16 protein-coding genes are annotated in these 14,948 nt (G+C 63.7%); 11 read left to right on the forward strand and 5 right to left on the reverse strand.

Features of this window, described 5'->3' with window-relative positions; genetic code table 11:
* The first annotated feature begins 42 nt into the window (after positions 1-42).
* A complete protein-coding gene (locus LDZ24_RS24065) occupies positions 43-984 on the forward strand; it encodes an ABC transporter substrate-binding protein (protein ID WP_175943916.1) in 942 nt (313 codons plus the stop codon).
* 48 nt (positions 985-1,032) lie between these two features.
* Here the strand turns inward: LDZ24_RS24065 and LDZ24_RS24070 are convergent, their stop codons facing one another.
* Together LDZ24_RS24070 and LDZ24_RS24075 are read right to left on the reverse strand one after the other, a co-directional pair.
* Positions 1,033-1,374, reverse strand: coding sequence for a hypothetical protein (locus tag LDZ24_RS24070; RefSeq protein WP_248323708.1), 342 nt, complete (start codon positions 1,372-1,374; stop codon positions 1,033-1,035).
* A gap of 75 nt (positions 1,375-1,449) precedes the next feature.
* Entirely contained in the window at positions 1,450-2,352 is a 903-nt protein-coding gene (locus LDZ24_RS24075; RefSeq protein ID WP_206469874.1) for a LysR family transcriptional regulator, read from the reverse strand.
* 224 nt (positions 2,353-2,576) lie between these two features.
* Here LDZ24_RS24075 and sdhC point away from each other — a divergent pair, with 224 nt between their 5' ends.
* From sdhC to LDZ24_RS24100, 5 genes are all read left to right on the forward strand, one after another.
* Positions 2,577-2,987 (forward strand): succinate dehydrogenase, cytochrome b556 subunit, encoded by a 411-nt coding sequence (sdhC, locus tag LDZ24_RS24080; protein ID WP_159834264.1) that lies wholly within the window; start codon positions 2,577-2,579, stop codon positions 2,985-2,987.
* Position 2,988: 1 nt separating this feature from the next.
* Positions 2,989-3,357, forward strand: a complete 369-nt coding sequence (sdhD, locus tag LDZ24_RS24085; RefSeq protein WP_175940907.1) for a succinate dehydrogenase, hydrophobic membrane anchor protein — start codon at positions 2,989-2,991, stop codon at positions 3,355-3,357.
* Between the two features lie 5 nt (positions 3,358-3,362).
* Positions 3,363-5,138 carry a succinate dehydrogenase flavoprotein subunit gene (sdhA, locus tag LDZ24_RS24090; protein ID WP_248323709.1) on the forward strand — a complete coding sequence of 592 codons (1,776 nt, stop codon included), beginning with the start codon at positions 3,363-3,365 and terminating at the stop codon, positions 5,136-5,138.
* Between the two features lie 21 nt (positions 5,139-5,159).
* Positions 5,160-5,861 carry a succinate dehydrogenase iron-sulfur subunit gene (locus LDZ24_RS24095; RefSeq protein WP_244849783.1) on the forward strand — a complete coding sequence of 234 codons (702 nt, stop codon included), beginning with the start codon at positions 5,160-5,162 and terminating at the stop codon, positions 5,859-5,861.
* 319 nt (positions 5,862-6,180) lie between these two features.
* Complete coding sequence (locus tag LDZ24_RS24100; RefSeq protein ID WP_248323710.1) at positions 6,181-7,062, forward strand: LysR family transcriptional regulator; 882 nt, start codon at positions 6,181-6,183, stop codon at positions 7,060-7,062.
* Between the two features lie 15 nt (positions 7,063-7,077).
* Here the strand turns inward: LDZ24_RS24100 and LDZ24_RS24105 are convergent, their stop codons facing one another.
* On the reverse strand, positions 7,078-8,103 hold the full coding sequence (locus LDZ24_RS24105; RefSeq protein ID WP_248323711.1) for an AraC family transcriptional regulator: 1,026 nt from the start codon (positions 8,101-8,103) through the stop codon (positions 7,078-7,080).
* Between the two features lie 147 nt (positions 8,104-8,250).
* Here LDZ24_RS24105 and LDZ24_RS24110 point away from each other — a divergent pair, with 147 nt between their 5' ends.
* The 4 genes from LDZ24_RS24110 (at position 8,251) to LDZ24_RS24125 (ending at position 12,228) form a co-directional block, all read left to right on the forward strand.
* Positions 8,251-9,189, forward strand: coding sequence for a 3-keto-5-aminohexanoate cleavage protein (locus tag LDZ24_RS24110; protein WP_248323712.1), 939 nt, complete (start codon positions 8,251-8,253; stop codon positions 9,187-9,189).
* A 76-nt stretch (positions 9,190-9,265) separates the two neighbouring features.
* Positions 9,266-10,615, forward strand: coding sequence for an MFS transporter (locus LDZ24_RS24115; protein WP_175942492.1), 1,350 nt, complete (start codon positions 9,266-9,268; stop codon positions 10,613-10,615).
* A 22-nt stretch (positions 10,616-10,637) separates the two neighbouring features.
* Entirely contained in the window at positions 10,638-11,378 is a 741-nt protein-coding gene (locus LDZ24_RS24120; protein ID WP_248323713.1) for a beta-ketoacyl-ACP reductase, read from the forward strand.
* 58 nt (positions 11,379-11,436) lie between these two features.
* Complete coding sequence (locus tag LDZ24_RS24125; RefSeq protein ID WP_248323714.1) at positions 11,437-12,228, forward strand: SDR family oxidoreductase; 792 nt, start codon at positions 11,437-11,439, stop codon at positions 12,226-12,228.
* 57 nt (positions 12,229-12,285) lie between these two features.
* Here the strand turns inward: LDZ24_RS24125 and LDZ24_RS24130 are convergent, their stop codons facing one another.
* Together LDZ24_RS24130 and LDZ24_RS24135 are read right to left on the reverse strand one after the other, a co-directional pair.
* Positions 12,286-12,849, reverse strand: coding sequence for a thioredoxin family protein (locus LDZ24_RS24130; protein ID WP_248323715.1), 564 nt, complete (start codon positions 12,847-12,849; stop codon positions 12,286-12,288).
* Between the two features lie 25 nt (positions 12,850-12,874).
* Complete coding sequence (locus LDZ24_RS24135) at positions 12,875-13,057, reverse strand: hypothetical protein (RefSeq protein WP_248323716.1); 183 nt, start codon at positions 13,055-13,057, stop codon at positions 12,875-12,877.
* Here LDZ24_RS24135 and LDZ24_RS24140 point away from each other — a divergent pair.
* Entirely contained in the window at positions 13,056-14,825 is a 1,770-nt protein-coding gene (locus LDZ24_RS24140) for a cytochrome c biogenesis protein DipZ (RefSeq protein WP_248323717.1), read from the forward strand. The genes LDZ24_RS24135 and LDZ24_RS24140 overlap by 2 nt on opposite strands.
* Positions 14,826-14,948: the final 123 nt, after the last annotated feature.

The following is a 14,948-nucleotide window of genomic DNA, read 5'->3' on the forward strand; positions in this document are numbered from 1 at the left end:
ACAGCAAATCAAAGAGACAGTCTATCCAGGAGGAGAACCTTCATGTTCAAAAGAAGAATCATCGGTGTCCTGATCGGTTTCGGCGCGATCGCCACGGCGGCCAGCACGGCCTACGCGGACGAAGCGTACATTCCGCTCATTTCCAAGGGGTTTCAGCATCAGTTCTGGCAAGCGGTGAAGTCGGGCGCGGAGCAGTCGGCGAAGGAGCATAACGTCAGGGTGACGTTCGAAGGCCCCGAAACCGAAGCCATGGTAGACAAGCAGATCGACATGCTCTCGGCCGCGCTTTCGAAGAAGCCGCAGGCTATCGGCATCGCGGCGCTGGACAGCAAGGCGTCCGTTCCGCTGCTGAGGCGCGCGCAGAACAACAAGATTCCGGTCATCGCATTCGACTCGGGCGTCGATAGCGACATTCCGCTCACGACCTGCACGACCGATAACCTCGCCGCCGCCGCGCTCGCCGCCGACAAGATGGCCGACGCCATCGGCAATTCCGGCGAAGTCGGCGTGATCGTGCACGACCAGACGAGCCGCACGGGCATCGACCGCCGAGACGGTTTTCTGAACGAGATGAAGTCGAAGCACCCGAACATCAAGATCGTGTCCGTGCAGTACGGCGGCGGCGATCACCTGAAGTCGGCTGAAATCGCGAAGGCGATGATTCAGGCGAACCCGAACATCAAGGGCATTTTCGGCGCGAACGAGGGCTCGGCGGCAGGCGCGGCCATCGGCATCAAGGAGTCGGGAAAGAAGCTCGTGCTGATCGGCTACGACTCGGGCAAGGAGCAGAAGGAGGACATCACTTCGGGGCTGATGTACGGCGCGATCACGCAGAACCCGATCGGCATCGGCAGATGCGTGGTCGATTCGGCGGTGAAGGCGCTCAAGGGCGAGAAGCTGCCGAAGAAGATCGATACCGGCTTCTACTGGTACGACAAGAGCAACATGAGCGATCCGAAGATCGCGGCTGTGCTTTACGACTGATCGTGGCATAGCGGCGCATCGCGCGGCTTCGTGCGATGCGCTGCTTTGCTACTGGCCCGTGCCGCCGTTTCTCGTCGATCCTGTCGATGACTCTCGGCCGGTCGGCGTGCCGCCATTGCCGCTGCCCGGCGTCGCGGCGGTTCGGCCGCCGCCCGTTCCGCCGCTATTGCCCGTTCCGCCGACGCCGCCTGTGGTCCCGCCGGGGCCGCCTGTCGCGCCAGTGGCCGCGGCGCTGGTTCCGCCGTTGCCGCCCGTCGATTCACCCGCGCTGACGCCGCCTGTATGTTTCGCGTCGCCCATGCCGCCGAGGCCGGCGCTGCCTGCGGCGAATGCCGCGCTGGAAAGCGACACGATCGCGGCTGCGATCAGTGTTCTGGATACGTTCGTCATCTGCGTTCTCCGTTCGACTGCCCTTGACTGCCTTTGACGCCCGCAATGCGCATGCCATTGCAGCGCAGCAGCGCGTTAGAGCGCATCGACGGATGAAGCGAACGCGCGCGCCGTCTCGATGAAGTTCGCGGTCTTGGCGCGCGTCGCTTCTATCCGCGAAGCCAGCGCGAGCCGGATCGAAATGACCTTGCCCGACACCTCGCGGTACGCGACGCCTTCCACCTGAATCTGGCAGACGGACGCGGGCACGAGCGACACGCCGAAGCCCGCCGCCACCAGATTCACGACCGACGAAAGCTGCGGCGCCTGCTGGCCCGCAATCGGCTCGAACCCGGCCTCCCTGCATGCGCCGACGATCACGTCATGCAGCGTCGGACTCGCCACGCGCGGGAGCATCACGAACGGGTCGTCCGCGAGCGCGGACAGCGCGATCTTTTTCTTCTGCGCGAGCGGGTGCGTGCTGGGCAGCACGGCCCGCATCGGCTCGATGGCGATGTGATTGAACTCGACGCCCGCTGGCGACTGACTGCCGAGTCGCACGAACGCGACGTCGACGGTGCCTGCATCGAGCCACGCGAGCAACTGCGCCGTGTTGCCTTCGGCGAGCGTCAACACGACGTTCGGATACGACTGGCGATACGCGCGAATGAGCTTCGACACGACCGGATTGAACGCGGCCGAACCCGTGAAGCCGATGTTCAGTTGCCCCATCTCGCCGCGCCCCGCGCTTTGCGCGTTCTCGACGGCGGCGCGGGCATCTTCCAGAATGCGCCGCGCGTCGGTGGCGAACGCTTCGCCAGCTTCCGTGAGCACGACGCCGTGCCCCGTGCGGCGAAAAAGCCGCACGCCGATTTCGTCTTCGAGCGCGTGAATCTGCTGGCTCAGCGGCGGCTGGCCGATGCCGAGGCGTTCGGCTGCGCGCGTGACGTTCCGCTCTTCCGCAACGGCCAGGAAATACCGGATATGACGCAGTTCCATTCGATATATGCCAAACGTATTTCAGATAGAGGAGATAGATATTGGACAGTATAACAATCGCGCGACAAAATACCGCTGTCGCGCAGTCCGCGCGTCTGTTACGCGCCCGTCATGCGCCCGCGAACATCGTCAGCCGGCCCGCAGAGAGGCACGCGACGAATCGCGACCCACGCGTGAGGGCAGCGTCTGCGTTCATCGGGATTCAGAGAAAGAAGGGGTCTAGCATGGCTGAAGCCGTAAAAAAACCAAGGCCCGAGTACCGGAACATCGGGCTTGGACAGATCGCGAAGTATCGCTTGCCGTGGGCGGGCAAGGTGTCCATTCTGCATCGCATCAGCGGTCTGTTGCTCTTCATCGCGCTGCCCTTTCTGCTGTATCTGCTCGACCAGAGCCTGACGTCCGAGATCAGCTTCGAGGCGTTCAAGGGCTTTCTCGCGCACCCCATCGTCAAGATCATCACGCTCGTGCTGTCGTGGGCGTATCTGCATCACTTCTGCGCGGGTATCCGCTTTCTCGTGCTCGACATGCACGTGGCCGTCAATAAGGAAGGCGGACGACAGACCGCCATCGCGGTGCTGGTCGTCTCGCTCGTGCTGACGCTTGCCGTCGCGCTGAAACTTTTCGGAGCCTTCTAACATGGGAACGCAAAACCGGGTCGGCCCGAAGCGCCTCGTCGTGGGCGCGCATTACGGCACAGGCGAATGGCTCGCGCAACGCGTGACGGCCGTCGCCGTGGCGGTGTACACGCTCTTGCTGCTCGTGCTCTTTTTCGGCGCACATAACTTCTCTTACGAAGGCTGGGCCGGCATCTTCGCGATGCAGTGGATGAAGCTCGCCACCTTCGTCGCCTTGCTCTCGCTCTTCTATCACGCGTGGGTCGGCATGCGCGACATCTGGATGGATTACGTGAAGCCCGTCGGATTGCGCCTGGGCCTGCTGGTGCTCACCGTCCTGTGGCTCATCGGATGCGCCGGCTACGCTGCACAGATTCTCTGGAGAGTTTAAAGAACATGGCTGCAATCAAGACTTCCTTGCCGCGTCGTCGTTTCGACGTGGTGATCGTGGGCGCGGGCGGATCGGGCATGCGCGCGTCGCTGCAGCTCGCGCGCGCGGGCCTGTCCGTCGCGGTGCTCTCCAAAGTGTTTCCGACGCGCTCGCATACGGTGGCCGCGCAAGGCGGCATCGGCGCATCGCTCGGCAACATGAGCGAGGACAACTGGCACTACCACTTCTACGACACGATCAAGGGCTCCGACTGGCTCGGCGATCAGGACGCCATCGAGTTCATGTGCCGCGAAGCGCCCAATGCGGTCTATGAACTGGAACACATGGGCATGCCGTTCGACCGCAATCCGGACGGCACCATCTATCAGCGCCCGTTCGGCGGCCACACTGCGAACTACGGCGAGAAGCCGGTGCAACGCGCGTGCGCCGCGGCCGACCGCACGGGTCACGCGTTGCTGCACACGCTCTATCAGCAGAACGTCGCGGCCAAGACGCACTTCTTTGTCGAGTGGATGGCGCTGGACCTGATCCGCGACGCCGACGGCGACGTGCTCGGCGTGACCGCGCTCGAAATGGAAACGGGCGAAGTCTATATCCTCGAAGGCAAAACCACGCTCTTCGCCACGGGCGGCGCGGGTCGCATCTTCGCGGCATCGACCAATGCGTTCATCAATACGGGCGATGGTCTCGGCATGGCCGCGCGCTCGGGCATCGCGCTGCAAGATATGGAGTTCTGGCAGTTCCACCCGACGGGCGTCGCGGGCGCGGGCGTGCTGATTACCGAAGGCGTGCGCGGCGAAGGCGGCATTCTGCGTAACGCGAACGGCGACCGCTTCATGGAACGTTACGCGCCGACGCTCAAGGACCTCGCGCCGCGCGACTTCGTTTCGCGCTCGATGGACCAGGAGATCAAGGAAGGCCGCGGCGTCGGCCCGAACAAGGATCACGTGCTGCTGGACCTGTCGCACATCGGCGCCGAGACGATCATGAAGCGTCTGCCGTCGATTCGCGAGATCGCGCTGAAGTTCGCCAACGTCGACTGCATCAAGGAGCCGATTCCCGTGGTGCCGACCATCCACTATCAGATGGGTGGCATCCCGACGAACATGCACGGGCAAGTCGTCGGCACGGCGAAGGGCTACGACGATCCGGTCAACGGTTTCTATGCAGTGGGCGAATGCTCGTGCGTGTCGGTGCACGGCGCGAACCGTCTGGGCACGAACTCGTTGCTCGACCTCGTCGTGTTCGGCCGTGCGGCGGGCAATCACATCATCAAGCACGCGACCGAGATGAAGGAGCACAAGCCGCTGCCGGTCGATGCCGCCGACTTCGCGTTGGAGCGTCTCGCGGTGCTGGAGAAGTCGACCTCGGGCGAATACACGCAGCATATCGCCAACGACATCCGCGCGACGATGCAATCGCACGCGGGCGTGTTCCGCACCTCGAAGCTGCTGGAAGAGGGCGTCGAGAAGGTGGCGGAATTGGCCGAGCGCGTGAAGCACGTGCATCTGAAGGACAAGTCGAAGGTGTTCAACACCGCGAAGGTCGAGGCGCTGGAGCTGGCGAATCTGATCGAAGTGGCGCGCGCGACGATGGTCTCGGCCGAGGCGCGCAAGGAAAGCCGCGGCGCGCATGCGCACAGCGACTACGAACATCGCGATGACGAGAACTGGATGCGTCATACGCTGTGGTTCAGCGAAGGCAATCGCCTCGACTACAAGCCGGTGCAGATGAAGCCGCTGACGGTCGAATCGGTGCCGCCGAAGGCGCGTACCTTCTAAGGCAAGGGCAAGGATATCCAAATGGCAAAGAGAATTTTTGAAGTCTACCGGTACGATCCGGACAAGGACGCCGCGCCGCGCATGCAGAGCTACGAGCTCGACCTGACGCACGAACGCATGCTGCTCGACGCGCTGGTGAAGCTGAAGGAGCTGGATGAAACGCTGTCGTTCCGTCGCTCGTGCCGCGAGGGCGTGTGCGGCTCGGACGCGATGAACATCAACGGCAAGAACGGGCTCGCGTGTCTCACGAACCTGAACGATCTGCCGCAGCGCATCGTGCTGCGGCCGCTGCCGGGGCTGCCGGTGGTGCGCGATCTGATCTGCGATTTCACGCAGTTCTTCAACCAGTATCACTCGATCAAGCCGTATCTGATCAACGACACGCCGCCGCCCGAGAAGGAGCGTTTGCAGTCGCCGGTGGAGCGCGACGAGCTGGACGGTCTTTACGAGTGCATTCTGTGCGCAAGCTGCTCGACGTCGTGCCCGAGCTTCTGGTGGAATCCGGACAAGTTCGTGGGTCCGGCGGGCTTGTTGCAGGCGTATCGCTTTATCGCCGATAGCCGCGACCAGGCGACCGGCGAGCGACTCGATAATCTGGAAGACCCGTATCGCCTGTTCCGCTGCCACACGATCATGAACTGCGTCGATGTGTGCCCGAAGGGTCTCAACCCGACGAAGGCCATCGGCAAGATTCGGGAAATGCTGGTGCGGCGGGCGGTTTAAGACACGCATCGTTCCGACTCGCGGCTCATCGCGGGCCGCGCCTGACTACCGCAAAGCTCAACGCGATCGATCCGGTCGCGCGTCTGTCCTCTTCTTCGCTCTCGACCGCCCGGTAACGCGGCGGTCGAGACGATGTCTTTGTTTCATCTTTCACCGAAGCCGCTTCAGCCTGCATGTCGTTGCCGCGACGCGCAGCGCGACGACGCACGGTCGTGCGAGATGTCATGTCCGTTCCTTGAGTTCAATTCCAGCCCTCATTCAACGACTGCGCGTTCCATTTGTAAAATGAATGATTTTCCGCATCTGATAACGGCGTCGAATGGAATTGAAACTGTTGAAGACGTTTCTCGCGGTGGCCGAACTGCGCCATTTCAGCCGCGCGGCGGACGCGTTACACGTGAGTCAGCCCGCCCTTAGCAAGCAGATCGGCGCGCTCGAAGCGAGTCTGGGCGGCAAGCTGTTCGAACGCGGCAGGCATGGCGCGGAGCTGACGCTCTTCGGTGAAGCGTTTCTGCCGGATGCGCAGGCGCTGATGCGCGACGCCGACGATATCCTCGCCCGCGCGCGCGATGCCAGCAGCGGCAGAACCGGGCATTTGCGCATCGGCATTTGTCTTTCGGTGCTCACGCTGGTGCCGCGGCTCATTGCGGACTTTCGCCGGCAGAATCCCGGCGTGGCGATCACGCTCTCGGATCTCTCATCGTCGGAGCAGAGCCGGCGCATTCTCGCCGGCAAGCTCGATGCAGGCTTCATGCGTCTGCCGGCGGCGAGCGGACTGACATCGTTCAGAGTGATCGACGAAGGTCTCGCGCTCGCGATGCCCGCGGATACCCGCTACAAGCGCCTTCCGAAGGACCTCGGCGTGCTCAACGACATCGGCTTTATCGCGTTGTCGCGCGCACGCGGTCCCGGTCTCGCGGCCCAGATCGACCGATGGTGCGGCGAACGGCGTTTCGTGCCGAACGTCACGCAGCACGCGGAAGACGTGCAATCGGTGCTCACGTCCGTTGCGGCGGGCGTGGGCGTCGCGTTTATCCCGTCGCGCGCGCAGCATTTGCTACGCGATGCAACCGTCCTGCCGCTGAACGGCAAACATGCGAAGTGGCGCGTGGGTTTGGCGTGGCCATCGGCGAAAGAGAACGCGGTCACGGCCCGCTTCGTACGTCATGTGCGCGAGGCATTGAAGGACGCCGCAAGATAATAAGGACGACGAACGTTATTTCCGTAGCTCGCCCGGTCCCTTGCCCGTCCAGCGTTTCAACGCGCGACGGAAGTTCGCCGTATCGCTGAAGCCGAGCAGCATCGCGACGTCGTCGGTATTCATCTTTGTGGTCTTCAGGTATTCGAGCGCGAGGGAACGGCGCACATCGTCGACGATCGCGAGAAACGACGTGCCTTCTGCTTGCAGACGCCGCCGCAGCGTGCGCGTTGTCATGTGCATGTGCTCGGCTGTCGCCTCCATGCCGGGAAAGACGCCGGGCGTGCTCATCAGTATCTGATAGACCTCGCCCGCGACACCGCTCGATGTCTTCGCCTGACCGATGAGCCTGTCGCACGTTTCCTGCAACAGCGACGCCGTGAGCTGATGCGCGAGTTGCGGCTTGCGATCGAGAATCGCGCTGTCGTAGATCAGCTCGCATTGCTCTTGCTCGAAGTAGCAAGGACAGCCGAGATACTCCGGGTAAATGTCCGCATGCGCAGGCGCGGCATACGAGAAGCATGCCTTGATCGGCGGACACAGCCCGCCCGCGACATCCTGCAGATGCGTGACGTGCTGCGTGTACTGCTGCTCGATGATGAACTCCCGTAACTCGCGCGACGGACTGGAGATGAACGCGTCGGGAAAAGTCCAGACCATGCGGTCCGGATACTCGGTCCATTCGATGGCAACCGTCGGCGTGGCGAGCCGATGGTACTTCACGCCCAGCTTGAAGTAGTCCCGCAGCGAGAGACAGGACATGAGCGCATAGCCATACATGCCGTAAGCCGAAAGATGCAGCTTCCTGCCGACCTTGAACGGCGTCGCGGGATCGCACGACAGCGAGATCGCGTTCCTGCACACGGTGGCGTACTGGCCGATGGACGTGAGCACGGACGCATCCTGCAGCGCCTCGACGCTGACGCCCGTGCCCCGCAGACTGTCGGCGGCGGCGATGCCTTGCTCCGCCAGCACCTCGACCAGCGCCGCGATTTTGTACGGCGCGTACATGCGTTCGTTGAGTGGGGGCCGGATCGTCGCCATGACTCGCTCGCTGGATTCGCTATGTCCTCGCAGGACTCTCGCCTGTCCGGAAATGACCTTTCCGGCCGGATGCTAACTCAATAACATCAGTGTCACAAGCCGCCGTTGCGCGAAGCGCGGCGGCATCATGGAGACGAGGACAGCATCATGAGCAATCCCGGCCGCAAGGTCATCATCTCGTGCGCCGTCACGGGCGCCACGCACGTTCCTTCGATGTCGGAGCATTTGCCGCTCACGCCCGACGATATCCGTACACAGTCCATCGAAGCCGCCGAAGCGGGCGCCGCCATCATCCATCTGCATGCGCGCGATCCCATCGACGGACGCCCCACGCCGAGCCCCGACATCTTCAGGCAGTTCGTGCCCGCTATAGCCGAGGCGACCGATGCCGTCATCAACATCACGACGGGCGGCAGCACCCGCATGACGCTCGAAGAACGGCTCGCATATCCGCTGGCAGCGGCTCCCGAGATGTGCTCGCTCAACATGGGCTCGATGAACTTCTCGATTCATCCGCTGGCATCGAAGATTTCGACGTGGCGCTATGAGTGGGAGAAGGGCTATGTGGAAGGCATGGAAGACATGATCTTTCGCAACACCTTCAAGGACATCAAGCACATCCTGCTCGAACTGGGCGGCAAGGGCACGCGCTTCGAATTCGAATGCTACGACCTCGGGCATCTCTACAATCTCGCGCATTTCGTGGATCAGGGGCTCGTCAAGCCGCCCTTCTTCATCCAGTCGGTCTTCGGCATTCTCGGCGGCATGGGCCCGGACCCGGAGAACATGACGGTGATGCGCGCCACCGCGGACCGCTTGTTCGGTCGCGAGAACTACTTGTTTTCCGTGCTCGGCGCAGGACGCCATCAGATGCCGCTCGTCACGATGAGCGCCATCCTCGGCGGCAACGTGCGTGTCGGGCTGGAAGACAGCATCTATCTCGCGAAGGGCGTGAAAGCCGAATCCAACGCGCAGCAGGTCAGGAAAATCCGCCGCATTCTCGAAGACCTGTCGTTCGAAATCGCGACGCCCGCGGACGCCCGCGCCATGCTCGGCCTCAAGGGACGCGATCACGTCACGCTCTGATTAACGCAGTTATCGAATCCACACGGCCTGCCTAAAGCAACACATAACAACGGCAGCCATTCTTTCAGGAGACAACATGAACACCGGCGCTCTCAACGACACGGTCGACGCGATCCATCGCGCCGCGACGCGCAAGGCGATGCTGCGGCTCATCCCGCTCATGTGCGCGATCTATTTCATGTCCTTTCTCGATCGCACGAACGTGGCGCTCGCGAAGGTGCAACTTGCCGCCGACGTGGGCATCAGCGCGGCCGCGTACGGCCTCGGCTCCGGCATCTTCTTTATCGGCTATGCGCTGCTCGAAGTGCCGAGCAATCTCGCGGCGCATCGCGTGGGGCCGCGCCGCTGGATCGCGCGCATCGCGGTGAGCTGGGGCATTCTTTCCACCGCGATGATGTTCGTGCAGGGCGAGTGGTCGTTCTATGTGCTGCGCGTGCTGCTGGGCATCGCGGAAGCGGGGCTCTTTCCCGCGCTCATGTACATGGTCACGCTGTGGTTCGCGCCCGCTGACCGGCCTATCGCGGTAGGCTGGATCTACACGGCGCCGGCGCTCGCGCTGGTGCTCGGCAATCCGATCGGCGGCGCGCTGATGCAGTTGGGCGGCATCGGCGGCCTGCATGGCTGGCAATGGATGTTCATGATCGAAGGCATTCCCAGCGTGCTCGCGGGCGTGCTGCTGTACTTCAAGCTGCCGGAGCGTCCGCATAATGCGCGCTGGCTCTCGTCCGATGAAGCGCAAGCCCTCGAAGCGCGCGCGGTCATCGATACGCACGGGCATCCGGAGCTGACGTCGGCGGACTGGCTCGCGGCGCTCAAGCGGCCGACGACCGTGCTCATCGGGCTCATCTACTTTCTGAATCAGGTCGCCTTCGTCGGGCTTTACTTCTTCACGCCCGCGATGATTCATCAGATGCACGTTAACTCGCCGTTCATCGTCGGTCTGCTGTCGAGCAGCGTGGGCGTGGGCTTTCTGCTCGGCGTGCTGATTCTGCCGCGCATCCATCGTCGTTATGGCAACGACTGCGTGTATCTGGGCATACTCACGGCTGGGCTCGTCGCGGGCGCGTGTGCGTTCGTGGCGACGGCCCATCCCGCGGCGCGCATGACATTGCTCGCGGTCACGGCGTTCTTCGGCGGCGGCGTCCTGCCTTCGTACTGGGCCATCGCGATGAAGCGGCTGCAAGGCATTCAGGCAGCGGCGGGCCTCGCGTTCATCAATACGATCGGGCTGATTGGCGGATTCGTCGGACCGTATCTGTTCGGCATGACGGAGACGGTCACGGGGCGCAGCGATTCCGGCTTCCTCGTGATCGTCGTGGCCTCGGTGCTCGGGCTCGCGCTCGTGCCGGTTTTCGCGCGAGCGATCCGGCGCGAAGCGGGCGCGGCGTCGGCAATGAGCAATGGCAAGGCGGCCATCCACTCCTGACTGACACGAGAAGACTTCAACGATGAGACTCCAGAACAAAGTAGCGATCATCACGGGCGCGGGACAGGGCATCGGCGCGGCCACGGCATTGAAGTTCGCGCGCGAAGGCGGGATCGTCGTCGCGTGCGATATCAACGACTCAGCCGCGAAGGACGTGATCGCGCAATGCCGCGAGGCCGGCGCCGAGGCTTCGGCGTTTCGCGTCGACATGTCCGACCGTGACAGCGTGGACGCGATGGTCGCCGCCGTGCGCGAGCGGCACGGCAAAATCGACGTGCTCGTGAACAACGCGGGCATCACGCGCGATGCGCGCCTGCAGAAGATGACTATCGAACAGTTCGACGCCGTGATCGACGTGAATCTGCGCGCCGTGTTCCATGCCAGCCAGGCGGTGGTGGACGGCATGATCGCGCAAGGTTCGGGCGTGATTCTCAACGCGAGCTCAGTGGTCGGCATCTACGGCAACTTCGGGCAGACCAATTACGCGGCGTCCAAGTTCGGCGTGATCGGCTTTACGAAGACCTGGAGCCGCGAGCTGGGGCCGAAGGGCATTCGCGTGAACGCGGTCGCGCCGGGTTTCGTCGAGACGCCGATTCTCTCCACCATTCCCGACGACGTGCTCGGCAAGATGCGCGCGCAAGTGCCGCTCGGGCGGCTCGGGCGTCCCAAAGAAGTCGCCAACGTCTACGCCTTCCTCGCAAGCGACGAAGCGAGCTATATCAACGGCGCGGTCATCGAGGTATCCGGCGGCATGACGCTTTAATGCCTCGATGCCTCGATGCTTCGATACGGTCCCGCGCTAACGCATGGTCCACCTGAACATGAACACATTCGAACTTCTGAAACCGCAGCCGGGCTTGCGCGTCCTCATTAGCGGCGCGGCGTCGGGCATCGGCGCGGGCATTGCACAAGCCTTTCTTGAGACGCAGGCGCAGGTATTCATCTGCGATGTGGATGCCGCGGCGGTCGAACGCTTCACGGCCATGCACGCGTCGCTGCATGGCTGCGTGGCCGACGTGAGCGATCCGCAGCAGGTCGATCACGTCATCGACGAAGCGCGCGCCGCGCTCGGCGGCCTCGACGTGCTCGTGAACAACGCGGGCATCGCGGGTCCGACGGGATCGGTCGAAGAACTCGATCGCTCGCAGTGGGAGCGCACCGTCACGACCAATCTCAACAGCCAGTTCTACTTCTTGCGCAAGGCGGTGCCGCTCATGAAGGAGACGTCGGCGCGGGCGAGCATCATCACGATGTCGTCGGTGGCGGGACGGCTCGGCTATGCGTTTCGCACGCCGTATGCCGCGACGAAGTGGGCGCTCGTGGGCCTCATGAAGTCGCTCGCCATCGAGCTCGGCCCGAGCAACATTCGCGTCAACGCGATCTTGCCCGGCGTGGTGCAGGGCGAACGGATGGATCGCGTGATCGCGGCGCGCGCGCAGTCGGTCGGCGTTTCGTTCGATGCCATGCGCGACGAGTATCTGAAGAAGATATCGCTGCGTCGCATGGTGACGGTCGAGGATATTGCAGCGATGACGCTTTTTCTTGCGTCGCCGGCGGCGAGGAATATCACGGGGCAAGCCATTAGCGTGGATGGGAACGTAGAGTATTTGTAGGCAGCATGTTCAGTCAGCGCGGAAGCGAAGCCGCGCTGACTAGCAAGCTAACCGCGCTCACTCCCGCTTCTCCCCACCCGCAAGCAAGCTCTTGATCTTCTCCTCCGTCTGCGCGTACTGCCCTTCCCCGAAGTGGCTGTACACGAGCTTGCCGTTCTGATCGATCAGATACAGCGCGGGCCAGTACTGATTGCCGTACGCGCGCCACGTCGCGAACTGGTTGTCCTGCGCGACCGGATACGTAATGCCGTTTTTCGCAATCGCTTTCTTGAGATTGCCCGTGTCGCGTTCGAATGCGAATTCCGGCGAATGCACGCCGATCACCACGAGCCCTTTGTCGCGATAACGCGCGTTCCACTCCTTAATGTACGGCAGCGTGTGCGCGCAATTGATGCAGTCGAAGGTCCAGAAATCGACGAGCACCACCTTGCCGCGTAACTGCTTCAACTGCAGCGGCGCGCTGTTGAACCAGTTGTCGATGCCCGTGAATTCGGGCGCTTGTTCTCCATTCGCGATAGCCGCGGAGCCGAGCGCCGAAGCGCCATTCGACGCGAATGCCGCAAAGCCCGCCGTCGCCGCGATGCCGAGCGCGACTGCTGCAATCCTCAGACGACCGAACATGGTGACTCTCCTTGGGTGGTTGATGTCAGCCTGTATTGCAGCGCGCCGATGTATCCGCACTGTGTCCCGCGTTGAAGCGAATCGCGTCGTCATGTATCGCCGCGCGCCGCAGATACATGGCGATACATAACGCCCGAATCGCGACATTCGCGCGATACATGCCAGCCGTGAAATAGCGCCATCGCTCATTCATGGAGGGCAGTCTCATGTTGCTGATCATCGTGGCTTTTCTGGGCGGCGCGTTCACCGTGCTCAGTCCCTGTATTCTGCCGGTCGTGCCGTTCATCTTCGCACGCACCGACCGGCCGTTTCTCACCGATCGACTGCCGCTCCTCGCCGGCCTCGCCGGCATGTTCACGCTCGTCACCGGCCTGGGCGCGGCGGGCCTCGCCGGCGCGGCGCAGTTGAGCCAGTACGGCCGCTGGCTCGCGCTCGGCCTGTTCGCGCTGTTCGGCGCGTCGCTGCTCTTTCCCGCTATCGCCGCGCGGCTCGCGTTGCCGCTCTCCGCGCTGGCGAACCGCTTCATCGCGCGGTCTGAGGCGCAAAGCGCATCGCGCCGCATTCTTCCCGCGATGCTGCTCGGCGCGGCCACCGGCCTGCTCTGGGCGCCGTGCGCCGGTCCGATACTCGGCGCGATTCTCTCCGGCGCGGCGCTGAATGGCGCCAGCTGGCACACCGGCGCGGCGCTCGCGGCCTACGCGACGGGCGCGGCGTGCGCGCTCGCGGTGGCGTCGTCGCTCGGCAAGCGCGCGCTCGACGGCCTCAAGCGATCGTTCGGCATCGGCGAGCACGTGCGCCGGGCGATGGGCGCGCTCGTGCTGCTGACCGTCGCCGCCATCGCTTCGGGCGTCGACACGCGCGTGCTCGCGATCGTCAAGGGCGTCTCGACCGATGGCATCGAGAGCCGGCTCGTCGCGCTCTTGTCCGCGCGCGCGCCGTCGCCCGGCGAAGCGCAAAAGCCGCGCATCGTGCGCGTGGCGATGTCGTCTTCTGACGCATCGGCGAATCTTCCGGTACAAGGCGCGCTGCCCGCGCTCGACGGCGCGACGCAGTGGCTCAACTCGCCGCCGCTTTCGCGCGATGCATTGCGCGGCAAGGTCGTCGTCGTCAACTTCTGGACGTACTCGTGCATCAATTGCCTGCGCACGCTGCCGTATCTGCGGACGTGGGCGCAGCAATACGGCGGCAACGGGCTTGTCGTGCTCGGCGTGCATACGCCCGAATTCGGCTTCGAGTACGACACCGGCAACGTTCGGCGCGCGCTGCGGGATCTGCGCGTGTCGTATCCCGTCGCGGTCGATAACGATTACCGCATCTGGCAAGCGTTCGGCAATCGCTATTGGCCGGCGTTCTATATCGTCGATCAGGAAGGGCGCATTCGCTATCACCACTTCGGCGAGGGTGGCTACCAGGAGGCCGAGCATGTGATCCGCCAATTACTGGGCGATGCTGCGCGGACGCCGGACGCGGGCGCGCGCCCGGCGGTCGTCGCGAGCGGGACGCAAGTGGCCGCCGATCCGGCGCACGAGGCGTCGAGCGAAACGTATGTCGGCTATCGCGAGGCAGAAGGACAGGCGCTCGGCCAGCAAGTCGTGCGCGATGCCGCCGCCGACTACGCGCTGCCGCCCCGTCTTGCGCTGAACGAATGGGCGCTCGGCGGGCAGTGGAACATCGGCGCGGAGGCGGCCGTGCCTGTCGCGTCGCATGCGCGCATCGCGTATCGCTTTCATGCGCGCGATCTTCATCTCGTGCTCGCGCCCGCCGCCGACGGCAAGCCGGTGCGCTTTCGCGTGACCGTGGATGGCGCGGCCCCGGGCGCGTCGCACGGCGCGGACGTCGATGCGAACGGCAACGGCGTCGTCGATAGCGCGCGCCTCTATCAACTGGTGCGCCAGAGCGGAACCGTCGATGACCGCACGTTCCAGATCGAGTTTCTCGACGGCGGCGCGCGGGCCTATGCGTTCACCTTCGGCTGATGTTTGTATCGCTGTGTATCCGGCGCGGCGCATGACACATGCGCTTGCGCTGGGCAGCGCTGGCGGAAACAAGCCAGATACGTTGGCGCGTTCAATACGTCTCATGCAAGGCCGATTCGATTC

The organism is Caballeronia sp. Sq4a, from assembly GCF_023170545.1.
In the GTDB taxonomy this organism is placed as follows: domain Bacteria; phylum Pseudomonadota; class Gammaproteobacteria; order Burkholderiales; family Burkholderiaceae; genus Caballeronia.